Origin of the sequence: Priestia flexa (assembly GCF_021441905.1) — a bacterium.
Taxonomy (GTDB): domain Bacteria; phylum Bacillota; class Bacilli; order Bacillales; family Bacillaceae_H; genus Priestia; species Priestia flexa.
Genome location: NZ_CP090431.1, coordinates 1,274,579 through 1,296,886, shown reverse-complemented (window position 1 = coordinate 1,296,886; position 22,308 = coordinate 1,274,579). Strand labels below are relative to the sequence as shown.

Annotated in this window: 28 protein-coding genes, 1 pseudogene and 1 riboswitch; of the genes and pseudogenes, 5 read left to right on the top strand and 24 right to left on the bottom strand. The window is 37.8% G+C overall.

Going from position 1 to position 22,308, the window contains the following annotated elements:
* Positions 1–142: 142 nt before the first annotated feature.
* A complete protein-coding gene (locus LZP85_RS06615; protein WP_374700379.1) occupies positions 143–1,519 on the top strand; it encodes a YjiH family protein in 1,377 nt (458 codons plus the stop codon).
* A gap of 48 nt (positions 1,520–1,567) precedes the next feature.
* Here LZP85_RS06615 and LZP85_RS06610 read toward each other — a convergent pair whose 3' ends face one another.
* Together LZP85_RS06610 and LZP85_RS06605 are read right to left on the bottom strand one after the other, a co-directional pair.
* Complete coding sequence (locus tag LZP85_RS06610) at positions 1,568–2,311, bottom strand: anti-sigma factor (RefSeq protein ID WP_206783002.1); 744 nt, start codon at positions 2,309–2,311, stop codon at positions 1,568–1,570.
* Positions 2,308–2,874, bottom strand: coding sequence for an RNA polymerase sigma factor (locus LZP85_RS06605; RefSeq protein ID WP_206783001.1), 567 nt, complete (start codon positions 2,872–2,874; stop codon positions 2,308–2,310). Before LZP85_RS06605 ends, LZP85_RS06610 begins: the two co-directional genes overlap by 4 nt.
* Positions 2,875–3,030: 156 nt before the next feature.
* Between LZP85_RS06605 and LZP85_RS06600 the strand changes: the two genes are divergently transcribed.
* Positions 3,031–3,426: a thiol-disulfide oxidoreductase DCC family protein gene (locus tag LZP85_RS06600; protein ID WP_025907716.1), complete on the top strand. Its 396-nt coding sequence runs from the start codon at positions 3,031–3,033 to the stop codon at positions 3,424–3,426.
* Positions 3,427–3,475: 49 nt separating this feature from the next.
* On the opposite strand, the gene proC is transcribed toward LZP85_RS06600, so the two are convergent.
* From proC to LZP85_RS06580, 4 genes are read right to left on the bottom strand one after another with little or no spacing between them, the layout of a single operon-like run.
* On the bottom strand, positions 3,476–4,279 hold the full coding sequence (proC, locus tag LZP85_RS06595) for a pyrroline-5-carboxylate reductase (protein ID WP_076513689.1): 804 nt from the start codon (positions 4,277–4,279) through the stop codon (positions 3,476–3,478).
* A 1-nt stretch (position 4,280) separates the two neighbouring features.
* A complete protein-coding gene (gene bshB2 / locus LZP85_RS06590; protein ID WP_025907714.1) occupies positions 4,281–4,946 on the bottom strand; it encodes a bacillithiol biosynthesis deacetylase BshB2 in 666 nt (221 codons plus the stop codon).
* Between the two features lie 15 nt (positions 4,947–4,961).
* Positions 4,962–5,309 carry a YojF family protein gene (locus tag LZP85_RS06585; protein ID WP_119543183.1) on the bottom strand — a complete coding sequence of 116 codons (348 nt, stop codon included), beginning with the start codon at positions 5,307–5,309 and terminating at the stop codon, positions 4,962–4,964.
* A 46-nt stretch (positions 5,310–5,355) separates the two neighbouring features.
* Positions 5,356–6,243: a 5'-3' exonuclease gene (locus LZP85_RS06580; RefSeq protein ID WP_076513688.1), complete on the bottom strand. Its 888-nt coding sequence runs from the start codon at positions 6,241–6,243 to the stop codon at positions 5,356–5,358.
* Between the two features lie 254 nt (positions 6,244–6,497).
* Here LZP85_RS06580 and LZP85_RS06575 point away from each other — a divergent pair, with 254 nt between their 5' ends.
* The gene (locus LZP85_RS06575) at positions 6,498–6,794 is read left to right on the top strand and encodes a hypothetical protein (RefSeq protein ID WP_225001639.1); all 297 of its coding nucleotides are present in this window, start codon (positions 6,498–6,500) and stop codon (positions 6,792–6,794) included.
* Between the two features lie 44 nt (positions 6,795–6,838).
* On the opposite strand, the gene LZP85_RS06570 is transcribed toward LZP85_RS06575, so the two are convergent.
* Positions 6,839–7,606 (bottom strand): GIY-YIG nuclease family protein, encoded by a 768-nt coding sequence (locus LZP85_RS06570; RefSeq protein ID WP_100347606.1) that lies wholly within the window; start codon positions 7,604–7,606, stop codon positions 6,839–6,841.
* Positions 7,603–8,538 carry a 2-dehydropantoate 2-reductase gene (gene panE, locus LZP85_RS06565; RefSeq protein WP_025907709.1) on the bottom strand — a complete coding sequence of 312 codons (936 nt, stop codon included), beginning with the start codon at positions 8,536–8,538 and terminating at the stop codon, positions 7,603–7,605. Before panE ends, LZP85_RS06570 begins: the two co-directional genes overlap by 4 nt.
* Positions 8,539–8,799: 261 nt before the next feature.
* Between panE and LZP85_RS06560 the strand changes: the two genes are divergently transcribed.
* Positions 8,800–9,720 (top strand): CobW family GTP-binding protein, encoded by a 921-nt coding sequence (locus tag LZP85_RS06560; RefSeq protein ID WP_078989896.1) that lies wholly within the window; start codon positions 8,800–8,802, stop codon positions 9,718–9,720.
* Positions 9,721–9,778: 58 nt separating this feature from the next.
* Here the strand turns inward: LZP85_RS06560 and LZP85_RS06555 are convergent, their stop codons facing one another.
* Positions 9,779–9,931, bottom strand: a complete 153-nt coding sequence (locus LZP85_RS06555) for a hypothetical protein (protein ID WP_167556146.1) — start codon at positions 9,929–9,931, stop codon at positions 9,779–9,781.
* A 208-nt stretch (positions 9,932–10,139) separates the two neighbouring features.
* Here LZP85_RS06555 and LZP85_RS06550 point away from each other — a divergent pair, with 208 nt between their 5' ends.
* Positions 10,140–10,466, top strand: a complete 327-nt coding sequence (locus LZP85_RS06550; RefSeq protein ID WP_025907707.1) for a MerR family transcriptional regulator — start codon at positions 10,140–10,142, stop codon at positions 10,464–10,466.
* Positions 10,467–10,563: 97 nt separating this feature from the next.
* Here the strand turns inward: LZP85_RS06550 and rarD are convergent, their stop codons facing one another.
* The 15 genes and pseudogenes from rarD to LZP85_RS06475 form a co-directional block, all read right to left on the bottom strand.
* Positions 10,564–11,508 (bottom strand): EamA family transporter RarD, encoded by a 945-nt coding sequence (gene rarD / locus LZP85_RS06545; RefSeq protein WP_025907706.1) that lies wholly within the window; start codon positions 11,506–11,508, stop codon positions 10,564–10,566.
* A 137-nt stretch (positions 11,509–11,645) separates the two neighbouring features.
* Positions 11,646–12,218: a cob(I)yrinic acid a,c-diamide adenosyltransferase gene (locus LZP85_RS06540; protein WP_025907705.1), complete on the bottom strand. Its 573-nt coding sequence runs from the start codon at positions 12,216–12,218 to the stop codon at positions 11,646–11,648.
* Between the two features lie 4 nt (positions 12,219–12,222).
* Positions 12,223–12,651 (bottom strand): bifunctional adenosylcobinamide kinase/adenosylcobinamide-phosphate guanylyltransferase, encoded by a 429-nt coding sequence (locus tag LZP85_RS06535; protein WP_119543169.1) that lies wholly within the window; start codon positions 12,649–12,651, stop codon positions 12,223–12,225.
* Positions 12,603–13,217: a histidine phosphatase family protein gene (locus LZP85_RS06530; protein WP_035319883.1), complete on the bottom strand. Its 615-nt coding sequence runs from the start codon at positions 13,215–13,217 to the stop codon at positions 12,603–12,605. Before LZP85_RS06530 ends, LZP85_RS06535 begins: the two co-directional genes overlap by 49 nt.
* Positions 13,175–13,954 carry an adenosylcobinamide-GDP ribazoletransferase gene (locus LZP85_RS06525; RefSeq protein WP_061785033.1) on the bottom strand — a complete coding sequence of 260 codons (780 nt, stop codon included), beginning with the start codon at positions 13,952–13,954 and terminating at the stop codon, positions 13,175–13,177. Before LZP85_RS06525 ends, LZP85_RS06530 begins: the two co-directional genes overlap by 43 nt.
* Positions 13,945–14,505 (bottom strand): bifunctional adenosylcobinamide kinase/adenosylcobinamide-phosphate guanylyltransferase, encoded by a 561-nt coding sequence (locus tag LZP85_RS06520; RefSeq protein ID WP_078989898.1) that lies wholly within the window; start codon positions 14,503–14,505, stop codon positions 13,945–13,947. Before LZP85_RS06520 ends, LZP85_RS06525 begins: the two co-directional genes overlap by 10 nt.
* Entirely contained in the window at positions 14,499–15,581 is a 1,083-nt protein-coding gene (cobD, locus tag LZP85_RS06515; RefSeq protein WP_206782998.1) for a threonine-phosphate decarboxylase CobD, read from the bottom strand. Before cobD ends, LZP85_RS06520 begins: the two co-directional genes overlap by 7 nt.
* On the bottom strand, positions 15,556–16,539 hold the full coding sequence (gene cbiB / locus LZP85_RS06510) for an adenosylcobinamide-phosphate synthase CbiB (protein ID WP_119543171.1): 984 nt from the start codon (positions 16,537–16,539) through the stop codon (positions 15,556–15,558). The genes cobD and cbiB overlap by 26 nt, the downstream gene beginning before the upstream one ends.
* Before the next feature lie 5 nt (positions 16,540–16,544).
* Complete coding sequence (locus LZP85_RS06505) at positions 16,545–17,150, bottom strand: adenosylcobinamide amidohydrolase (RefSeq protein ID WP_078989900.1); 606 nt, start codon at positions 17,148–17,150, stop codon at positions 16,545–16,547.
* Positions 17,151–17,235: 85 nt separating this feature from the next.
* Positions 17,236–18,177: an ABC transporter substrate-binding protein gene (locus LZP85_RS06500; protein WP_078989901.1), complete on the bottom strand. Its 942-nt coding sequence runs from the start codon at positions 18,175–18,177 to the stop codon at positions 17,236–17,238.
* Between the two features lie 162 nt (positions 18,178–18,339).
* Positions 18,340–18,521: riboswitch (cobalamin riboswitch) on the bottom strand.
* Between the two features lie 202 nt (positions 18,522–18,723).
* Positions 18,724–19,227 (bottom strand): annotated as a pseudogene (locus LZP85_RS06495) (DinB family protein).
* Positions 19,228–19,419: 192 nt separating this feature from the next.
* Positions 19,420–19,734 (bottom strand): thioredoxin family protein, encoded by a 315-nt coding sequence (locus tag LZP85_RS06490; RefSeq protein WP_119543172.1) that lies wholly within the window; start codon positions 19,732–19,734, stop codon positions 19,420–19,422.
* A 120-nt stretch (positions 19,735–19,854) separates the two neighbouring features.
* Positions 19,855–20,571 carry an anthrax toxin lethal factor-related metalloendopeptidase gene (locus tag LZP85_RS06485; RefSeq protein WP_119543173.1) on the bottom strand — a complete coding sequence of 239 codons (717 nt, stop codon included), beginning with the start codon at positions 20,569–20,571 and terminating at the stop codon, positions 19,855–19,857.
* Between the two features lie 150 nt (positions 20,572–20,721).
* Positions 20,722–21,324: a YpjP family protein gene (locus LZP85_RS06480; RefSeq protein ID WP_025907695.1), complete on the bottom strand. Its 603-nt coding sequence runs from the start codon at positions 21,322–21,324 to the stop codon at positions 20,722–20,724.
* Positions 21,325–21,516: 192 nt separating this feature from the next.
* A complete protein-coding gene (locus LZP85_RS06475) occupies positions 21,517–22,302 on the bottom strand; it encodes a class I SAM-dependent methyltransferase (protein WP_078989903.1) in 786 nt (261 codons plus the stop codon).
* Positions 22,303–22,308 lie beyond the last annotated feature (6 nt).

The window sequence follows — 22,308 nt, the reverse complement described above, 5'->3', positions numbered from 1 at the left end:
AGTATGTTATTTTTATAACGTTGCTGTTTTAAACATACAATCAATTTATAGATTTATGCATTTAAACACAGCCAGGTTCCGCTCTAATTTCTTCGGAATTTGAGCATACTTCTTTTGAATAACTATGTATGTGCATAATGAGGTGAAAGTATTGAAACAACCCCTTACTGAAAAAAAGTTTGCTTTATCAACTTTATTGATATTCTTACTCCCTTCTCTACTAGGGATTTTCTTGTTTATTGTTCCGTTTTCTTATAAAGGAGAACTAACCATCCCTATTGCTATTTTAGCAAATGCTGTACAAGCAATGCTTGAGAGTCAGCTTCCATTAATAATGACAATCATCGTTGTTGCAACAGCTGTTTTTACAATCTTATTTAAATTAACAAAGCCGGATTTTATAAAGAATAGTCCTTTTCTATCTTCTCTTTTTCTTGTTAGTTGGGTGTGGACTATTACGCGCTTGGTTGGTGCTGTATATGTCATCTTAACTTATTTTAAGATTGGACCTGAGGCTGTTTGGTCGGAAAACACAGGTGGGACGCTTTTATATGATTTAATTCCCGTATTGTTCTCTGTATTTTTATTTGCTGGTCTTTTACTACCTCTTCTTTTAAATTTCGGTTTATTGGAGCTATGTGGTGCTCTATTTACAAAATTTATGCGTCCAATTTTTACGTTGCCAGGGCGTTCATCCATTGACTGTCTTGCATCATGGTTAGGTGATGGAACAATTGGTGTATTATTAACGAGTAAACAGTATGAAGAAGGTTACTATACAAAGCGTGAAGCAGCGGTAATTGGTACCACTTTTTCAGTCGTATCCATTACGTTCACAATTGTTATTCTTTCATATTTAAAGCTAGAAGCATATATTATTCCTTACTACTTAACGGTATTGCTTATTGGATTGGTTTCAGCCATTATTATGCCGCGTATCCCCCCGTTATCAAAAAAACCGGATACGTATCATGAAAATGCTAAAGATCATACCGTGGCAGACGAAACAATTCCAAAAGAGCATACGTCCTTTTCATGGGGAATGAAAAAAGCGTTGGATCGAGCAGAGAATAATACAGGCGTTAAGGCATTCTTTAAAGATGGAATTCAAAACATCCTTGATATGTGGATGGGCGTTGTACCTGTCGTAATGGCAATTGGTACAACTGCGTTAATCATCGCAGAATATACGCCGCTATTTAAGTGGATTGGCTTACCTTTTGAGCCATTATTAGCTTTATTGCAAGTACCAGAAGCAGCCGAGGCAGCTCAAACTATGGTTGTTGGGTTTGCTGATATGTTCCTACCAGCTGTTATTGGATCAAGCATTGAAAGTGAGCTTACTCGTTTTGTTATCGCGTGTGTGTCTGTCACACAGCTCATTTATATGTCAGAAGTTGGTGGCTTACTACTAGGGTCAAAGATTCCAATTAAATTTATGGACCTTGTAATCATCTTCATTCTTCGTACGCTTATTACGCTTCCAATTGCTGTTATCGTAGCAAACTTACTGTTCTAGTATGTAAAAAAGGTATCATCAAAATTTGATGATACCTTTTTTTATTAATTATAATGCGGAGCTAAGCACAATATCACCTTGTGGTAATTTATTATTAGCACTAGGCTCCAAAGTAATTGCCATCGTATCCCACTTTTGTTTCCGCTGCTCTTCTGTCATTTTATAAATCACTGTTCCGTTTCCTTGTTCATCCGCTACAAACGCACCTGCAGGAACCGGCTTGTCATCTTTAATAAGCCAGACTTGATAGACTTCATCTTTTTGAAGTTGTTGAAGGCCACTTGCTTGAATGACCACGTTTGCTTTTCCATTGTCGTCCACAATAGAAGCTGTTGCCTTTCCTTTTTCAGGGTTTGTCGGCTGTAAAGTAACCGTTTGAATAGAAGTCGCAGGCTCAGAAAGTTTCGGAGACTCACTTACCTCCTGCTCACTGTCTGACTTTAACAGTAGATACCCATTTCCGACTAATGAGAAAAGTAAGCCCGCTGCTAATAACGGCATCCACCTGCTAGTAGACCTTATCTTATTCTTCTGCTTAATTTCTTCTTTATGATGCGATAGTTCACTCACTCGTTCATCTTCATGAAATACATTTGCTAATACGCGTTCTTTCATACCTGGAGGAAGCGCTTGCTCTGCTGCTAAAAATGTTAAGTCACCAAGTACTTCTTCAAGTTCTTGGAGCTCTTCTTGACAGCTTGAACATGTTTGAAGGTGTGACTGGAAGCTTTTCTTTTCACCAGGTGTTAAATTGCCGTTATAGAAATCAATTAATTTGTCACACATGCTCATGAATCAGCTCTCCTTTCCAAGTCGTTATTCAAATAAGTCTTTAATTTCCTCAATGCTAGCCGCACCCTACCTTTAACTGTCCCCAAAGGGATTTCGTGTTCTTCTGCTATTTTTTGTTGTGTTAACCCTCTGAAATAAACGGCGTTAATAATTTGCTTTTGTTCTTCAGAAAGCTGAGAAACTGCTTCTTGCACGCGAAGCTTTTCCTCTTGCCACTCTACTTCTTCATCTGGCTTTGCCTGCTCATCCTCTATATAATCAAACACTTCATCTGAAAAAATAGGATCTGATTTTCGCTTTCGAATTAAATCAATCGCTGTGTTTCGCGCAATTGTAAAGAGCCACGAAGAAAATTTCCCTTTTCCTTCATGATAAATACCTTTCCCTCGCCATATTTTAACAAATACTTCCTGTACAACTTCTTCAGCTAAATCAGGCTGGTTTGTTAATCGATACACAAAAGAGTATAAAATTCGTTCATACTTGTCATATAACAATTCAAGAGCAGCTTGATCTTTTTGCTTTATTCGGTTGTATAAAATAACATCATTTTGTTCTTTCATACCTTTCTCCTTTAACTCATCTGAGTCCTTATTATATAATCGTAATAACGTATCTTTTTGGATCATTTTACTTACAGCTTTTAAACGTACCTTTCTTTTTGCTAAAACACAAGTATAAATAGGTTAAATGATACCTGAGCAGGAGGCTTTTTAGACGTGAGAAAAATTATTTTATTTGATGGTGTGTGCAACCTTTGTAACCACAGCGTTCAATTCATTATTAAGCACGATCAGCATGCTTTATTTTCATTTGCATCCCTACAATCAGAAGCTGCCGCTCATTTATTAGGGGAGTTTAACTTATCAAGCAATCAGCTTGATAGCGTCGTTTATATTGACGGAAATAAGCTTTACACTGAATCCACTGCTGCTTTAAAAATTGCTAACCATCTAAAAGCACCTTGGAAATTTGCTTCTATTTTCATTATCATTCCAAAACCTCTTCGCAACTTTTTTTATAAAATCATTGCTAAAAACCGCTATAAATGGTTTGGAAAACAGAGTGAGTGCATGATTCCAACACCAGATATGAAAAAGCGATTTATTGATTAATTCTTCGCAAAAAAAAAGAACGTCATATTAGACGTTCTCTCTTTACACCTTAAATGCTTCCATTAGCCTTTGAATTGGTAGCGTCTACAGCTCGATGAATCATTTCTTTAAAACGATGCTGCTCCATCACTTTTAAACCCTCTGCTGTCGCACCTCCAGGCGTTGTTACCTGCTTCCTTACAGCTGATGGGTTTGCTGCATGTTTAATCAAATTAGCCGAACCTGACATCATCTGCACAACAAGCTTTTGGGCAAGTTCTTTAGACACTCCGTAGTTCATAGCTGAATCAATTAATGCTTCTGAGAAATAAGCGACAAACGCAGGAGCACTCCCTGTAATAGCGGTAAGATATCTCACTTCATCTTCTGTGCAAAGCTGAGAGGATCCTATGCTATTTAAAATAACTGTTAACGCTTGTTTATGACTTTCACTCAGTGAGCTTCCAACGGCATACAGCGATATTGACTCACCTATTGTAGCGGCTGTATTTGGCATGATCCAAGCAACCGCTGTATGAGCTGGCAACCTCTCTTCTAAATAACTAGGCCCAATTCCCGCTGCTACTGTAATGACAAACTGATTGGTTACAAGCTTAGAGAGTTTTTCAAGAACTTCGTCATGTACCTCAGGAGGCATTGCTAAAACAATAGTTGTAGCATTTTTAACTTCTGCTTCCCAATCTTGCGTCACGTCCACAACATACTTTTCTTTAAGCTCTGCTAAACGTTTTTTATCGCGTTGATTTGTCATCACGATACGTTCATTCATAGAAGCATTCGTATGAATTAATCCAGCCGCAATAGCTTCTGCCATTCGACCTGCTCCAATAAATAATACTTTTTGATTTGTCATCTTAGTCGTCCCATTTATACGTCCAGAATTCTTCTCGTAGAAGCATTCTTTCAAGCTGCGGGTTGGATAACAAAGCATCAACCTCCACGCCGTCAAACATCGCTTCTGTTTGTGAACGGTGCGCCTTTAATGCCTCAATCTTCTTTGCTTTTACACTCGATACATCGATAACAACGTCGGGATTACCAATATGCTCGATGCGATCATGTGAGAAGGCATGACACCAAACGATCGGGCGCTCTTCTTTTGGCATTCTCTTTACCGCATGAAGCGTAGCTGCTCCAGTTGCGTTATGGTCAGGGTGAACCGCAAAGCCTGGATAGTGAGTAATGATATGAGTTGGCTTTACCTCTTGAATAATAGATTCAAGACGATCGGCAAAATCTTCAATATCTAAAAACTCCAATGTTTTATCACGTAAACCCATCATACGTAAGTCTTGAATATCAAGGACTTCAGCTAAATCCTGAAGTTCTTTTTTACGAATCTTAGGAAGCGTTTCTCTGTTAGCAAACAACGGTCTTCCCATATTTCGTCCCATTTCACCTAACGTAATGCAAGCATATGTAACCGGTGTTTCTTTTTGCCTTGCTAACGTAATCACTCCCGCTGCTCCAAACGCTTCATCGTCTGGGTGTGGAAATACAATTAATAATCGTTCTTGCACAATAATTCTCCTTTCTTACTCAAACGGTTTTTCACTTAATTGAAACGCAACGGCTAGACGACCATCCGAATCATGGCCCGCTAATAGTAATCTGTTATGGTCATCAACTTCCCAATCTGTTAAGCCTTCCGCATAGATCCAGCCTAAATCAATTTGAAGTCCTACTCGATATGGCCCTTCACCTGTAATTTTGCCACCTGATACGTTCACTTTCCCATTGCGGATAAATGCTCCTACGTTCATTGCCTTTGCATTTACATGAGACGCATATGCTCCATTTGTTGTTTCAAGATGAACATATATATCTTTATGAAAAAAAGTTTCTAATTTTGCTTGTACGCTTTCTTTATCAATTGGTTGCAACGTTTTTACTCCTTTCAAGCTTTCCTCTTTTTTATTTTACTAAAAATTACGTTTGAAGCATAATGTTTAGTTCTAGCCGGTTTATTTCTACTTCCCACAGTGATAAATTTCGCTCAAATTTTAGTTGAGGCCACTCGGTCAGATTAACCGCTTCAATATCCGTATCAATCTTTACAAGCTCTAGGCTCAATTCAGCTAATTCTTGGCCGCTCTTTAGTTTTTTCTTATATCGATTAAAAGTTACATCTAAATCGTCAACCTGTGCATAAATTCCTTCAATTGAACCATATTGTTGTATAAGAGGTAATGCAGCTTTTTCACCCACACCAGGAACACCTGGAATATTATCTGACTTATCACCTAACAAAGCTTTTACATCTACCCACTGAGTGGGAGATATGCCATATTCAGCTTTAAAGTCCGTAGCTGTATACAAAACATCACCAATTTTTGGCTTCGCCACAATTTGCGATACATGCTCATTTAACAGCTGAAACAAATCGCGATCATTGCTGTAAATATACGCTGGAGACTGTTTTTGTTTTGTCCATTTTAACGAAAAAGCACCAATAACATCATCTGCTTCATATAGTTCAACTGAGAGCTGAGGAATTCCTACAGTTTGAAAGAAAGTACGCAGCGTTTCATACTGTTGAATTAATGATACTGGTAAATCATTTCTCGTTTCTTTATAAAAACTATATGCTTGTTTGCGTTTTGTCTCGTTACGCTTTACATCCCATGCGACAACGATGTGCGTTGGCTCATATTGCTTAATTAAGTTATTCATCTTTTGAACAACTACACGCAGCGCATTTGTAAATAAACCTTTGCTATTGCGAGGTAAATCAGCTTCTTCTCGCCCATATGATGTAGCAAAGTAGCATCGGCTCAGCAAATTAAAGCCGTCAATTAATAATAATTTTTCGCTCAAACAAACACGTCCTTTTTACTTATTTAACAACGTTCCACATTGCTGGATTAGCTGGATTTTTTGAAAACATACTATAGCATTATGCTTGCTAATCGTCAATTTAACAGCCTAAGAGCTAGTTTTAGAAGACAACTTTTTGTAAATACATTATAAAGATGTTAAATTGTTGTTATACTTATGGTGTTTGACTTTCCGATTTATTGACTATGCTATAAAATAAAAACACAGATCACTTTGTATTGAAGGTGAAAATGATGATAAAATTGTTAAAAACAACGGCCGTTTTATTACTTATTACACTATTGCTTATTAGTGCTTATAACCATACGATGTCAAGTACGGTCATCATAGTATGCAGTTCGCTTATTTTTTTCTTATTCGTGTTAAGTGACTTCTTTCTTGCGCAAAGATCGTGGGGATTAAAGGGATTGCAGCTATACATGTCCATTATGTTTTTCATTATTGCTATCTTTGAAATGCATCACGTAGTTAGCTCTTTATGTATACTTTCCATTATTGCCCTCCCACGGGTTATTGACGAAATTGCTTAAGTATTAAAACCAAGCTGTAATAGAATACAGCTTGGTTTTGTCGTCTACATATTTACTTTCGTAATTAAGCGCTCAGAAATTCTAAGCGCTTCAATCAATCCAAATTTTTGGACTAAACGAATAGCCTCTTTCATTTCTCTCTTCTTCACGACGTGGTGCTGAGTAATATTTAATAAAACCTGCATGACAACCAAATCTTTTAGCGTAAATATAAGATTCTTTTTCATGTCACGTTGAAAGAAATATTGTTCCGTCAACAGTCTCTCACTTAAAGTGATAATCTCAGCGTCTGATAAATGAAGTATTGCCCGAGCCTCACTCCGAGACCATAACCTCTTCGCTTCATCTCCATTTGCTATTTCTTTTACACTAGCCGAAGTAAAGCGCTTATTTCCAACAACTTTTTTCACTTTGGATGTAGCAGGCTCTACAGCTTTTTTAACCTCTACCTGACAATTAGTATGCTCAGCTCTTAGAGGCCGCTTATGCTTATACTTAATGCCATATTGATTATAGATAGGGAAATACGCATTAATGAGCATCGTTTTAAGCGCTTCGATCGTTTCTTTTGAACCTTCTATCTCCAACCAGCCAATAAACGCAATAGGCTGGTTTTCTTGAAAATCACCGCTTTTAAGATGTGCAAACACCCTTTGTTTTAATGAATTCATTGTACTACCAATATAGACAAGTTCCTTTTCCGTATCAAAGAGAAAATATAGACCCTTTTTTGAGGAAAGGCTTTGTACCTGCTGAACTGGAACAAGAGACTTTATCACATCTAATTTTGCAAAATCAATTGTCAAGCTCACTGGTTATCAGTCCCTTTTTGAACTTTCTCATATACCTTTAAATGTTGATAGACAATATGTAAAATGTCTGATTTCACATCATATTTTTGCGCTAACCGTAGGAGGTACCCTTGAAGATGTTCCGCTTCAGTCATATACCCCTTCTCAATGTCTCGTTGCATGGATGATTTCATAGTATAAGTCATCGATTCCATTGTTTTCATATGCTGCTGTACAATTCCATCGCTAACCGGAGCACCTTCTCTTACCATGATTTCATACACTTCTTGAAGAAGAGATTGAATAAACGTTCTACCTCCTTCTACATCACGAATAGGCCCAATTGGTGAACGCATCAAGGTAGTAACTCCAGAAAGGGTTGTAATAAATAGATACTTATGCCACATCTCTTGTTCAATACAATCGCTTAGCACAAATGAAGTTTTTGTATAGCTAAATGCAGTTTCTAAGCGCTCGATTCGATTTGTTTTTTCACCATTAAATTCTCCATAAACGACTCGATGTGCAGGGCTTGTTTGAATAATCTCCCCATCTGCGTTCAATGTCGTTTCGATAAAACAAAGACCACCTATTACATTATCCTCTCCGAAAGCTCTTTGCAACGTAGACAGATGATCAATTCCATTTAACAGTGGAATGACAGTAGTATCACTTCCTACAAACGGTTTTACATCAGCTATTGCTTGATCCAGATGATATGCTTTTGTCGAAAATAAAACGCAGTCAAAGGGATGTACTCCCTCACTGGTTGCTGTGATTAACTTTGGAGAAAATGAATAATCACCATGTATGCTTTTAATGACTAATCCACTTTTTTCAAGCTGTTTTTTTCTTTGACTTCGAACTAAAAATGTAACATCTTCTCCTTTTTCAGCAAGGCGCCCACCGAAATAGCCCCCTACTCCACCAGCTCCTAATACTAAAATTCGCATGAAAGCATCTCCCTTTCCCTCTATACACTTGCTATCTATTATTCTATTTTAGCATAATAGCGTTTTAAAATTGAGAATATTCATTTTATCTTTTCGCTTTTTCCAATTTATTTTCGTTTGTGATACCATTTATATAGTAGAGTAAGCATGCTTTTAATGTATTACCTAGATAGATATATACAAAAATGCAGACATAGTGTATGGTATATAATCATAAATCATAAATCATAATCATTTCGATTTTATACAGGAGTTAGAAAAATGATAAACAAAACTGAAATTTATATCTTATCCGGCTTTTTAGGAAGCGGAAAAACATCATTGTTAAAAAATGCATTAAAGCAAGAAAAAGAAAACGGCCGTCAAATCGCCGTTATTATGAATGAACTTGGCAAAGTCTCTATCGACTCCGATGAAGTAGAAGAAGACACGCCGCTTAAAGAATTACTAAACGGATGCGTTTGCTGCACCATTCAAGGACAGTTTGAAACGCAGCTCCATTCGCTTCTACAAGAAAATAAGTTAGATGCCATTTACATTGAAACGACAGGTGTAGCACATCCAATTGAAGTATTAGACGCCTGCATGTCTCCCCTCTTTGCTAACGATGTCGTTGTAAAGTGTATCGTGACAACGGTAGACGTTCACAGATGGCAAGACAGAGGCAGCTTAAGTATTCAATTGCAAAAGCTACTCCAAGAACAAATTCGACATGCAGATGTCATCCTATTGAACAAAGCTGACACATTATCTGAATCAGCTAAAGCAGCGCTACTGTATGAAGTTCAATCGATTAACCCACAAGCAGCTTGCGTATTCACAAGTTATTCTTCTATTCAGTTGAAACTTTTAACAAGTGCGAAGCTTTCAGAGAAACAAGCGCACCAGCAAGCTCATGTTGAAAAACAGTTACACTTAAAAACATTTGTTTATGAATTTAAAAATTCAGTTGACCTTGAAAAATTTGAAGATTGGCTACGTCATACGCCAGATACAATTTATCGAATGAAAGGTTATTTACGCTTTACTCACTCTACTGATACGTATTCATTTCAGTACTCGTATGGAATGCCTTTATATATGAAAGAGCTGATGAAAATGCCAACTAATCTTGTCATCATCGGAGAAAATCTTCGTCATGAACAGTTAAAAAAAGAGCTTACAACTTTAGATCAAGTCTAAACACAAAACTCCCGCTTTGGCGGGAGTTTTTTTATCGTACGGGGATTACTACCCCTTACTATCCATTTTGGACTCTCCTGAGAATTTCATAAGCATGGTTACCTGCTAAAACGGTTAATTCTTCAAACTTTTCATCTCGTTTTAAATCCAGCTCAATAATTTCTGTAGCAAGTTTTATAACTTGTTTCTTTATCACTTCGTTGTCGCTCATCTTTTTTATTCCTTTCTTAGTAACTTTTTCTGTTCTATTTTATAAGAATTATTTCCTAATTTCATCACCTTTGTTATTTTCCCTCACATTTTTCTAAAAAACATCACATAATTATGTTAGAATATATAACATGTTATAACTTTTTTGTATTTTTTTCCTTTATAATAAGGATATAACATAATTATCATACACTCAGGGGTGAGGGAGATTGTCCACAAATGAAGCATCTTATCGTGACAAAAAGGTTATGTCAATTGGCATCGTGAAGGAATTGACGGGACTATCTGAAAGACAGATTCGCTATTACGAAAAGCGCAGCTTATTGTTTCCAGAGCGTACAAATACAGGAATTCGAAAGTATTCCTTTTCAGACGTAGAACGGTTAATGGAAATCGCAGATCGCATTGAAGAAGGGGTACAAACAAGCGAAATTCGAACTGAGCTAGCAAAAAAAGATGAAGAACGAAAAATGAAAGAAGTTAAAAATCAAATGCTACGTGGGCAGTTAAACGCTCACTTTCAACGCAAGCTATAATATACATACGGTGGTGTTCATTCCTAATGCTACCGTCTCCTTTCATTTTTCTCACAAAAAAAGTTCAACATCCAGCATACAGATGTTGAACTTTATATTACAAACCTACCGAACGGCTCTTGCGAATCTTGGGTTGATGAGCGACCATGAACTTTGTTTTTGATAATGCAAAGATAACCGATCCGCCCCAAATAAATAAAAAGGCAATCATATGAACACTAGAGAATGCTTCATGATAAACAAAAACACCTAAAAGTAAGGTCATCGTCGGTGCAATATACTGTAAAAATCCAACCATAGATAGAGGGATTAAAGGTGCACCTTTTGCAAAATATAAAAGCGGCATGGCCGTCGCAACGCCTCCTCCAATCAGCAGTAAGCTTGTTGTCGGATTGCCAACTACAAAGCTAGAATCCCCTTTGGCATATAGCACAATAAAGTACACAAGTGCAATTGGTGTGACCATAAATGTTTCGAGAGTCAAACCAACTTTAGCTTCTAGCTGAATGGTCTTTTTCACAAGCCCGTATATACCGAAGCTAAAAGCAAGCCCTAACGATACCCAAGGAAACTCTCCATAGTGAAGTGTTAAAAACAGCACGCCAATAGCGGCTAAACCTACTGAGATAACCTGCCAGAAATTCAGCTTTTCTTTTAAAACAACAATACCTAACAGCACGCTCACAAGAGGATTGATATAATAACCAAGGCTGGTTTCAATAATCCTTTCATTATTGACAGCCCAAATATAAATAAACCAATTAAGACTAATTAATAAGGACGCCGAAAATAAAATAAGCGTTTTTTTTGGATGACGAAATAAATACCCAATGGTTTCTTTAAGACTACCAAGCTGCCGTGTTATGCACAGCAATAGTAGCATAAATAAAAACGACCAAATCACGCGATGGGCTAAAATTTCGTCTGCAGGAACGTTATCTACCAGCTTCCAATATAAAGGAAACACTCCCCACATCACATACGCACTAGCCGTATATACTAGGCCGGCTTGATAAGGTTGTTTCAATGTACCTTTATTCATTCTCCTAACCTCTTTTCTCTTTCTTTACACTGCTTTTATTATAGAGGCAACCGCTGATTTTTTACAGACATTTATTTCAGGTTTCGAATATTTCACAAATAAAAAAGTGTGGATAAAAAATATCCACACTTTTTTATTTATTTTTTCTTTCCTTTTTTAAATACTTTCGCACTGCGAATATACTCAACATCTTGTACATTTTCTCGTGAGTTGGCGATGCGCGCAGCTGCAAAGAAGTAATCGGATAAACGATTTAAATATTGAAGGACCGCATCGTTAATTTTAAACTCTCGCTGAACCCCAACAACCAATCTTTCGGCTCTTCTTGTCACGGTGCGGCACACATGAAGTGTTGCTGCTGCTTGCGTACCTCCTGGCAAAATAAACCGCTCAAGCTCAGGTGCTTCTTTCATATATTCATCAATTCTTCGTTCTAATACTTCAATCATACTTGCTTCAACTTTATAAGGGTGATCATCTCTCGCAAAAGCTAAATCACTTCCACAATCAAATAGCTCGTGCTGAATTGTCACAAGCTCTTCTTTTAATTCATTAAATACCCTATCATTTAACTGAGTAATTGCTTGACCTACATAGCTATTTAACTCATCAATTGTCCCGTAAGCTTCCACTCGAATGTCGTCTTTATTTACACGACCTCCTATTAAACTTGTTTGCCCTTTGTCTCCTGTTTTTGTATAGATATTCATTCCCTTATTCCTCCTTTATCCGATTCGAAATTCCATACCAGATGCGGTCAACTGTTTCCGCTTCTGCTACAAGCATTTGATAGACATAGCCACATGCATCACGCCAACTGCGATCATTTTGGCTCATTGGAACAATCCCTTTTCCAATTTCTGTTCCAATAACAATTACATTTTCTAGCAGGTTCTCAGCTCGCCATGCTTGTAATTGTTCTTTGAAATAGCAGCACACTTCTTCAACAGTTTTACCGCTATCAATTAATTCTTTAATGTATAGCTCCATTCCTTCTATAACTATGTATTGATCTCCTTTTACGAATGTAGGCATTTTTATAAAGTCTTCATAAGCACTATGCCACTCTGTAATTTGGTTCTCATACTGTTTCTTTACCCATTTTCGCTTCCCATTGAACGCACCACCGAATACGAAATGCATGGCTTTCTCTCCTTTATATCATCCTTTTTGAAACGCAGTCGTATTCCTTCTCCATACGAAAAAGAATGATCCCAAAATGAAGACTGTTCTAGAAAATAAGAGGTAATGAAGCGAAGAGGTCCACCGTGAGTGACAACCGCTGTTAAACTAGCCTTTTGCTGCAGCATCAAATCAACCGTTCGATCCCAAGCTTTCCAAATTCGACTAGAGAAGGCTTCAAAACTTTCCCCGTTGGGTGGTTGCTCTTCAAAAGGCGCATCAATCCACTTTCGATATGCGGAATCATTTTTTAACTGCTCATATGTACGCTCTTCCCAATCGCCAAATGAAAGTTCACGCCAATCTTCAAAGACAGTATATGGCTGATTGGGAAATAATATTGCGCTCGTTTCTCTTGTACGATTCAAATCACTTCCAACAACTAAGTCCGGCACCACATCCGACGCTTTTAACATTGCAATTCCTTCACTACTTAACGACGGATTGCTCCATCCGATGTACTGGCGCAGCTTATTAGGTTCTGTTAAACCGTGCCGAATAAATAGCATATCCACATACTCAACCATACAAGGGTTTCCCCTCCTTCAATCGTTGCTCCAATGACATCTCCCGTAATGCCTCCAAACTGAGCGCGATAAAATTTAATCCATATAAAAACAGTGATAGCACCAATTAAAACTACAGCTTTATTTTCCATTAAATAGACAAGACCTGCAATCATTAGTATGCTCATTGCAGCATAGATCCACTTTTGTCTTTCAGTTGAGCCTTTTTGAAAATAAGAAGCTAACCCTGTTTCTTTAGCAGGCTGATCCCAAAGCAAAATCCACCCTGCTACAATACGAGGCAATACAAATACGCTCATGAACGTAACTAAATTAATTGATTCAATGTTAATCAGCTCATTTATTCCGCTAAAACGCAGAGCTAATAGAGCTAGAATTGACAGAACTGCAAATGCACCTACGTTAGGATCACTTAAAATCACAAGCTTTTTTTCTCTTGGTTGATGTGAAAAATAAGCATCGCTCACATCTATCCATCCATCTAAGTGTAAGCCTCCTGTGAGTATCCCACCAGCTAGCATAAGCAAAATAGCCGTCGTGACAGCGCTAACCCCTAACCATTCTAGACCTAAAAATAGCCCATAGCTAACTGCTCCTATACAAGCGCCAATCCATGGTAGAAAATAAAGTGCTTTGGCCGTGCGCTTTTCCGTCCATTGAATTGTTTTTGCTGTTGGCAAGATTGTAAAAAACTGCAGTGCTAAGCGCGCGATGACCATCCACTCTTTTACTGCCATGCTGTTTCATCTCCCTTATAGTAGCAGGAAATACCCGCTTCTACACAAATCGCTAAGTCTGCTTGATTCACAATCTCCTGATGAATTTGCCCCAATAACTTCATATATGTAAACGTAGGTCCCTTTAGGACGCTCTCTTCAAACAACTCGTTTGATACAATGATAAGATGCTGACATCGCTCATTCAATTGATGAATTACTCCTACCATTTTGTTGAATAGTTCGTTTGCTTTCAAATGAGATTGCCACTTTTCTTCCTTGGTAAAAAGCTCGTTTGCCAGCCAATTTGTAGCACAATCTAGCAAAATGACATCCGTTTCTTGAATCGATGAATAGATACCAGATAGATCTTTTGGAACTTCAAGAGTAGACCATGACAAGTTAGAATCATTTCGTTGCTGTTGGTGCAACGAAATTCGCTCTTGCATTTCATGATCAGTCACGCGGCTAGTCGCTAGATAGACGGCACGATTGGTCATTAGCTTTTGAACAAATGCCTCTGCCGCTGCTGACTTTCCGCTGCGAACACCTCCGGTTACAAATACTAACATGACAACCCGACCCCTTTTTTCAATACGCTAATAAGCTGATCATTCTCTGCTTGTGTTTTGACTGCTAATCGAACATAACGACCATTTAAGCCTAGGAAATTCTCCGTGTGTCTTGCTACAATTCCTTCTTGTGCTAAAAATGACAGCCATTCAGCTGAAGTGTAACTCTCTGGAATACTGCATAAATAGTAGTTAGTTGCCGACTGAGATATGGTAAACCCTAGCTTTTGTAACTCGTTTGTCACTCGCTTTCTTTCTGTATCAATATACTCGACCGTCTTATTCACGAACTCCACTTCAGATAAGCACCACCGGCCAATTTGCTGCGCCATACCATTCACACTCCAAGGTGGCTGCTTTTGCATCAACTTAGTAATGATGCCTTGATGAGCTAAAACATACCCTAACCTTACCCCTGCAATATTGAACATTTTTGTCATAGACCGAACAATGATTAGATATGGATACTTTTGAATCCATCGATCAAACGAGAAAGCTCCCTTTACAAAATCAATAAACGCTTCATCAACAACTAGATAAGTCTTCTCACGATGAGCTAAGTCAATTAGCTCTTCCCACTCATTTATGTCATACATTCGTCCGGTAGGGTTGTTGGGATGACAAATCCATATCGCTTTTAAGATTGGAAGCTTTTGTTTTATTTCCGACATATTCCAATTCCAATTATCTGTTTCTTCCAGAGAAATATGAATGATTTCACAGCCATGAGCTAAACTCGCCTGTTCATATTCAATAAAAGTAGGCTGTAAAATCCCTACCTTTTCGTTTGAAAATATGGAAGCAAGCAAAAAGAAGGCTTCTGCTGCACCGTTTGTTACTAAGACTTCATTAGAAGTAAGCTTATGGTAAGTAGCAATGAGGCTCGTTAGCTTTTTCACATCAGGATCAGGATAAGAAAAAGCGATTTCTCTAAGTTCATCCCAATTTTCATTAATGATATTCGGTGCTCCTAAAGGGTTTGTATTCACGCTAAAATCAATGAATGAACGTTCTGCATTTTGGCCTATCGCCTCTAGAAAAATTGCGGGGTTAGCTCCATGTGTAGGTAATGCCAATCAGTATCCCTCCTATCAGATAAAAAAACCAAGTACACCAAACGGTCCGCTTCATCACTTGGACTGTTTTAAAAATATGACTAACATTTAAAGAATAAAGAGGATCTCCCATTTTCGCACGATTTGAAACAATTCCTTTGTATGTGTTGCGACCTCCTAGCTGAATGCCAAGCAAAGCGGCAACAGCACTTTCACCATAGCCGCTGTTTGGACTAGGATGTTTAGGTGCATCCCTTTTAATAATGCTAAACACATGTTTCGCTGTAAATTCACTTTGCATCACGTTACTAATAACCATAATAAACGCTGTCAACCGACTAGGAATAAAATTAAGCCAATCATCTAACTTGGCACTAAAGTATCCAAACTTTTCATACGTAGGATTTTTATAGCCAACCATTGAATCACACGTATTAATACTTCGATAAAAAAAAGCGCCTGCTCCGCCTAATAAAAAAGCAAAAAATAAAGGAGCTGTAATGCCATCACTTGTGTTTTCCGCCACTGTTTCAACTGTCGCTCTGGCAATTTCGCTTTCGTCAAGCTGATCGGTATCTCTTCCCACAATCATGCCCACTTGAAAGCGCGCTTCCTGTAAGTCACCTTTTTGTAAAGGCAGCGCTACTTTATAGGCAGCTTCCCCCAAAGATTTTGTTGAAATTGTGGTAGCAACCATTATGCCTTCGACTATAATTCCAATCCAGTAGGAAATTTCATATAGAGCGATTAGAAGAGCTAGAGGTAGTACAAAACACCATACTACCATGCTTAATACAAGGAACAGACCGTTCATTCGTTGAAACTTACCTTGGTTTAAACGCCTATCAATGAAAGAAATCCAGCGCCCAAACCACCTGACAGGATGCGGCCAATTTACGGGATCTCCGATAATAGCATCTAATACAAGCGCCATTGAGATAGCTAGCAAATGCGCTACAATTAATTGTTGAAAGTCCATACACATCACCTTTTTTGAATGGTTTCAAGTAAACTTAGCTTAACGAGCTTTCCTACCGCTTGTCCCAGAGCCGTCATGGACCCACCGTACTCATACATGCTACCGGTTTGGCTTGCGGCAATACAAATGCTATCAGTAGATGTTCCTGTCGCAAGCGTCTCTGTGTTCGAATCTTGCACTCCCAGCTCGTAAAGCATTCGCGTTTTCACTTCCGTTGCTGCGATAAACAGCTGTAAAAACGCAGCATCCGTTAATTTCCCGTCAATAAATATGAACATATTAATCGTTCCAGGCCCTGAAGAAAATGGAGTAATATCATCAGACGTCAAATCAACGGCATTACCAACTCCGGCAGTAATAATAGATGAGACTGTAAGACTATCTTTACAATATGTATAAACCGATTTGTTCCGTAAATAAACAGCCGTCATCAACCCTACTACTTTATCATAAACGAAGCCTTTTTCTTTTAAAAATGCTCTATATTCTTCAGCAGGTGAATCAGCACGGTAGTATTTGTGTACAAAACGATTATAAAAAACGTTAGTCTCAAGCATACCATCTCCTAGTACGCCTGAACTGTACGCTTTAAACGGTATACTTGTTTTCATCGTTAATAATTCATCATCCTGCTCAAGACGTAACGATAAAAAAGGACCAATTCCTTTTTGAATTGGAATATGGTCCTTTTCTCGATTAATTATACACCTCAGGATATACGGCTTTCGCGAACTCTTCTAACCCTTCTACAATTCGTGGTCCAGGTCGATTTGTTTTATTAGAATCAACGTTTACGATTTGATTTTCTTTTACAGCTGTAATATCGCTCCATGCTGGACGATTTTTGATTTCGTTGGCGTCACCATCATATGTTGTAACGATTGTATCTGGATTTAGCTCAACCACTTTCTCTTCCGAAAGTTTTACCCATCCCTCTTCATTTCCAGCTACGTTTTCTGCTCCGATTATTTTAATCATTTCATCCATAAACGTACCTTTACCAGTTGTATAAATCTCAGGCGCAGGTGAAACCTCTACCCATACTTTCTTACGATCTTCGTCTTTAATTTCTTTCGCTTTTTCTTCAATTTCTGAAACAGCAGCTTTCATTTCTTTTACTGTTTTATCTGCTTCATCTGTTTTGTTCGTTAGTTTTCCGATGTTCCCAATCGTTTCATACACGGTATTGAAATCAGTTGCATCATTTACAACAAATAATGGAATACCAGCACTTTCAATTTGCTTAAAAACTTCATCCGACATTCCCATGCTTGAACCATGAGCTAACACAAGGTCTGGATTTAATGCAATAACTTTTTCTGCGTTGATATTCATATCTCCTACCTGCTCTTTTTCTTTCACGCTTGCAGGATAATCATCGTTGCTTGTTACTCCGATTAATTCTTTTTCAAGACCTAACTCATAGACGATTTCCGTGTTACTTGGCATAAGAGAAACAATTTTCTTGGGTGCTTGTTCAACCGTTACTTCTTCTCCTCTTGCATCTTTAACCGTAACAGCTTGCTCTTCTGATTGCTTTGTTTGCTCTGTTTGTTTGCTTCCTTCATCAGTTGCCCCACATGCTGCAAGAACAACAAGGAACATCGCAACAATAACAGATGATAACCACTTTTTCATTTTGATAACCCCTCCTAATTATGTATCGGTTATGAAGTCGCTCAGCACACATAAAAAAACTTTACTTTCAATCGAAAGTAAAGCAGGTAACGTTAAATGATGCGAATGACTTTCGCATTGTTTATGTACGTCAAATACCCTGCTTCCCCTCTCCTCGAAGGTTTCACAGTTGACAATAAGGCAGGTCTCCTGACTTACGTATATGATGTACTAAGCCTTCCCATTTTTCAAACAGTGGCATCTTTAGACATCTAACGTTTACAGTGGCGGGACCGCGTTGGACTTGCACCAAACTTCCCTTTTCACTCAATGTTAAAATTGAGACCTTATTGCTTCACGATTATTCACCTGTCTTAGTATAACGCACTCCATTCAAAATGGAAATAGAAAATCGACATAACTTTCATACATTTTAGGTCAGAAGTTCTAGCAAAGTAATAGTAAGATATAAACATTTTTGCTATTGTATCATTATGATAGGCTGAAAATTTAGGGGTAAGTCTTTGGAGTCTGTGAAAAGACTCTTTTTTTATAGCCTAATTACTTTTAAACAGGAGGGTTTTCCACGCCTACACCAACCCATCCTTCTTTGGTGGGACCGTATACACCAAAAGGTTCAATTCCAGCTTGACGCATAAGTACCGTAACTTGTCCACGGTGATGAATAATATGTTTGATCAATCCCATTAAAATTTGAGCATTCGTCTCTTGTCGACCAAAGGCTGTTTGAACTTCTTTTAACGTTTCATCTGTCCACTGCTGGTTAATAGCTTTCGCTGCTTGTAAGCTAATTCTATTGAAAACTCCAGCAATCTCTTTAGCGGAAGAGGGTACATGTTCAGCATTTTCTAGCTAATCTATCTCCAACCCAAAATGAGCCAAATAGTCTGGAATATTTGTTGTAAAGTGCCACACAATTCTTCCTAGAGTACGACCTTCTGTATAAACTTTTTGAGTTAACGCCTGATCAGTTAGGCCTTCTAAAACTTTTTGAGTTAGCATGGCTTCGCGGTTCCACTCTTTAATAAAATCTTCTACTGTTATGTACATTCAAAACCCCTCCATATTACCATGTATTCCCACATTTAAATTATAAAACATACGTTCGTGTTCTACAAGCTTGTTTTTTATCTAATAAAGTGTTTAAAGACAAGAAAGACTCTTAAAAAATAAGAGCGGGACGTTTAGCAAAACTCTATACAAAAAAAGCTACTTGCTTATGTAAACAAGTAGCTAATCAACTTAGATTGAACTTAAAAACTCACGCACTGCTTCAGGTGTTTTTGCATTTGCACTATGAAGATGTGCAATTTTCTCACCATTTTTATAAACAAGAAGAGACGGAATTCCCATTACATTGTTTGCTGCAGAAAGTTCTTCAAACTCATCTTTATCCACTTCAAACCAAGCTTTATCTTGGTTTTCTTCAATAATTTCACCAATAAACATATCAAGGCGTTTACAGTCTGGACACCATGTTGTTGTGAAGATACCAACGCTTAGCTCTTCTCCTTTGATTTGTTCATGAAACTGCTTTTCCTCTGTAATCTTTTTCATTACTAAATCCTCCAATACCAAACTTCATACAATTATGTTCGTGTTTAACAACCTTTGTCAAATCACTCATTTCTATTATAACGAATTCATTTCGATTTATCATATTACTTGCTTGGCACCTTAAAAGTTCCGTCCACCAATCACTTCTTCTAAGTAACGAGCTGTTTTCGGGGCATTTTCTTTCAAATAAGTACGCGTAAACGAATTTGCATAATACATGGCAAATACTTCAGCAAAGTATTCTTCTGGGTAGTTTAAAAAGTAATGTTGATTTGGAAATAATATTTGTTTCTCTTCGTTCCAAACCGTTAAAAATTTCTCTTTATGACGGAGGTTGTGTAAAATATGACGATCAACCGTGTGAGCAATCTCGTGAAGCTCTAGATTGACCGAACCGTGCCCTTGCCCTTTTTCGCTGTGACCAATTTTTACGTAAACCGTTTTTGAACCTCCCGCCCCAGGGACGTCGTCCCACACTTTACTCGAAAGCTCATAGCCTCTTGGTACTTTTCCTTTTAAAAATAAAAACCCTGGCTCATCGGTTAGCTGGCCATTAAACAACTTTATATTAATTTCTTTTTGAGCCATTTCTTTTAAGAGCGGGGACGGTATGCGACTAATATAGTGCAAGCTAGTCATTACTTCTTGTTCGTTATAGTTGTCTTTTGGGATGTAAACTATTTCATTTAGATAGCGAGAAATGTATGATTGGTTGCTTGTTTCCATTCCAATATCCACATTTTTTAATAGCGTATAATTTCTTTCAAACGAAGAATACGTTATTGCTGGACCCATGCCAAGCAATAACATGCAAACAAATAAGATTCTCTTTTTCACCTGCTGTTCCTCCCCTAGCTTTATGCTATCACATAAAGCTAGGGAGACTCCCAAGCAAATCTTGGCATCTACTCTTCTCATACAACCTATCACCAGAGATAAATAAAAAAACTAGATTTATCAAAATCTAGTTTTAGTCACTGAACCTGATTACGACATCCATTTTGGAGGCATATTACGGTTCCAATAAATTTTCCCTAACGTATAGTGTTTTTGAAAATTATCTTCTGCTTTATGATAATGGAAGTTAAACCAATACCCATCTTTTGGAGGGTTCTCTCGCCGCACATGAAAGCGAATTAAATCTTGCCCAGACTGCAGGTCATAAACGTGAAAAATTTTCTCTCCGTAACCCGAAGCTGGATGCTCACTTATCTCTAGGTTTGTAATATCTTGTTCTCTTTCTGTGCCAATATCAGTAAGGACTTTTTCAATCTCTGGTAGGACAGCCCCTCGAAACTCCTCTTCAATAACAGGGCCAATTTTCGTTCCAAACTTTTCAACGGACTGTTTCTCTGCTTGGTCCATTGCATATGCAACAAATGAATCAACATCTTCAAACTTAAAGTGAATAGAGGGAAGCTCAGCATCTTCAAACGTGGTTGTGGAAGGCACAACATCACGTATATAGCCTGATTTATGCTGCTTGTCGGCTTTCGCGTCATCAACGTATAAATACTCAGGTGGCGTGACAAGCCCAAATGTAAATACCGTAATTAATACAACGAGCATTCTTTTCAACCATCTAGGCATCTTTATCGATCCTTTCAATTCTTCTTTCATTCAACTATTTTTAATATAGTGTGTATTGTATCATATTTCAATTTTTTTCACCTTTTTTTTAAAACTTTTTTCTTACTTAAAAAATATAGTTAAAAAATTTTTTAATACTGCTTTTAGTTTCCCTTTACCTCTTTTATAGTGAATATAAACCATATTTTTATTTTATCTACCTTCCTTTATCTCAATAACACCGTAATGAAAAGCGGCAGTTTTACGCTTATACACATGAAATTGATGCTCATGAAAACGCGTGCTTTTGTAATGATCTTTAAGCACAACACGCTTCCTTGCAACTCGCTTTGCCTGCGTCATAACTTGCTCCGTTAGCGGTGTGTATAAAGCAAGTTGCTTTAACCCTTGAATTCCGTTAGAGTCAGCAAGGTTTGCTTCAAACATGGGATCAAAATAGACAATATCAAATGAATTATCTTCACAGCAATGAAGATATGTTTCGAATGTTTGGTGCACGACAGAGATTCTGTTCATCGCTTCATCTATTTCACGAATACCACTTTTCCACGTTTTTAAGCCTTGCTTTAATAAATACGCCATAAAACGATTTCCTTCTAATCCCTTTACTAGCCCTCTTTCTCCGACGGCAAGGCTGGCAATAATACTATCGGAAGCAAGTCCTAGCGTGCAGTCTAATACGCTCATACCAGTTGTTAATTTTGCGGCTTGAATAAACGGGTCTTGTTCACCTTTTAATAACCGCTTTGCCCGAAACATCGCTGAGTTTGGATGAAAGAAAAATGGTTCTTCTGCTTCTTGGATATGTAGTTCCATTCTCTCTTTTCCAACAACTAAAAGATCTGATTTTTCTTTTTTCTGCAACGTTTTCACAGATGTTTTTGCTCGAGCAACGTATGGAATGTGCAAATCATTTGCTACGCTTTTAGCAAATCTAATCATCTCTTCATCCGTTCTCCCAGCTGTCGTTACAATCATTGATTT

Coding starts and splice junctions, on each gene's coding strand:
- LZP85_RS06610 (WP_206783002.1), bottom strand. CDS start 2,311: ATGAGCATGTGTGACAAATTAATTGATTTCTATAACGGCAATTTAACA.
- LZP85_RS06605 (WP_206783001.1), bottom strand. CDS start 2,874: ATGAAAGAACAAAATGATGTTATTTTATACAACCGAATAAAGCAAAAA.
- proC (WP_076513689.1), bottom strand. CDS start 4,279: ATGACAAATCAAAAAGTATTATTTATTGGAGCAGGTCGAATGGCAGAA.
- LZP85_RS06575 (WP_225001639.1), top strand. CDS start 6,498: ATGATAAAATTGTTAAAAACAACGGCCGTTTTATTACTTATTACACTA.
- panE (WP_025907709.1), bottom strand. CDS start 8,538: ATGCGAATTTTAGTATTAGGAGCTGGTGGAGTAGGGGGCTATTTCGGT.
- LZP85_RS06560 (WP_078989896.1), top strand. CDS start 8,800: ATGATAAACAAAACTGAAATTTATATCTTATCCGGCTTTTTAGGAAGC.
- LZP85_RS06555 (WP_167556146.1), bottom strand. CDS start 9,931: ATGAGCGACAACGAAGTGATAAAGAAACAAGTTATAAAACTTGCTACA.
- rarD (WP_025907706.1), bottom strand. CDS start 11,508: ATGAATAAAGGTACATTGAAACAACCTTATCAAGCCGGCCTAGTATAT.
- LZP85_RS06540 (WP_025907705.1), bottom strand. CDS start 12,218: ATGAATATCTATACAAAAACAGGAGACAAAGGGCAAACAAGTTTAATA.
- LZP85_RS06535 (WP_119543169.1), bottom strand. CDS start 12,651: ATGCATTTCGTATTCGGTGGTGCGTTCAATGGGAAGCGAAAATGGGTA.
- LZP85_RS06530 (WP_035319883.1), bottom strand. CDS start 13,217: ATGGTTGAGTATGTGGATATGCTATTTATTCGGCACGGTTTAACAGAA.
- LZP85_RS06525 (WP_061785033.1), bottom strand. CDS start 13,954: ATGGCAGTAAAAGAGTGGATGGTCATCGCGCGCTTAGCACTGCAGTTT.
- LZP85_RS06520 (WP_078989898.1), bottom strand. CDS start 14,505: ATGTTAGTATTTGTAACCGGAGGTGTTCGCAGCGGAAAGTCAGCAGCG.
- cbiB (WP_119543171.1), bottom strand. CDS start 16,539: ATGGACTTTCAACAATTAATTGTAGCGCATTTGCTAGCTATCTCAATG.
- LZP85_RS06505 (WP_078989900.1), bottom strand. CDS start 17,150: ATGAAAACAAGTATACCGTTTAAAGCGTACAGTTCAGGCGTACTAGGA.
- LZP85_RS06500 (WP_078989901.1), bottom strand. CDS start 18,177: ATGAAAAAGTGGTTATCATCTGTTATTGTTGCGATGTTCCTTGTTGTT.
- LZP85_RS06490 (WP_119543172.1), bottom strand. CDS start 19,734: ATGAAAAAGATTACAGAGGAAAAGCAGTTTCATGAACAAATCAAAGGA.
- LZP85_RS06480 (WP_025907695.1), bottom strand. CDS start 21,324: ATGCCTAGATGGTTGAAAAGAATGCTCGTTGTATTAATTACGGTATTT.
- LZP85_RS06475 (WP_078989903.1), bottom strand. CDS start 22,302: ATGATTGTAACGACAGCTGGGAGAACGGATGAAGAGATGATTAGATTT.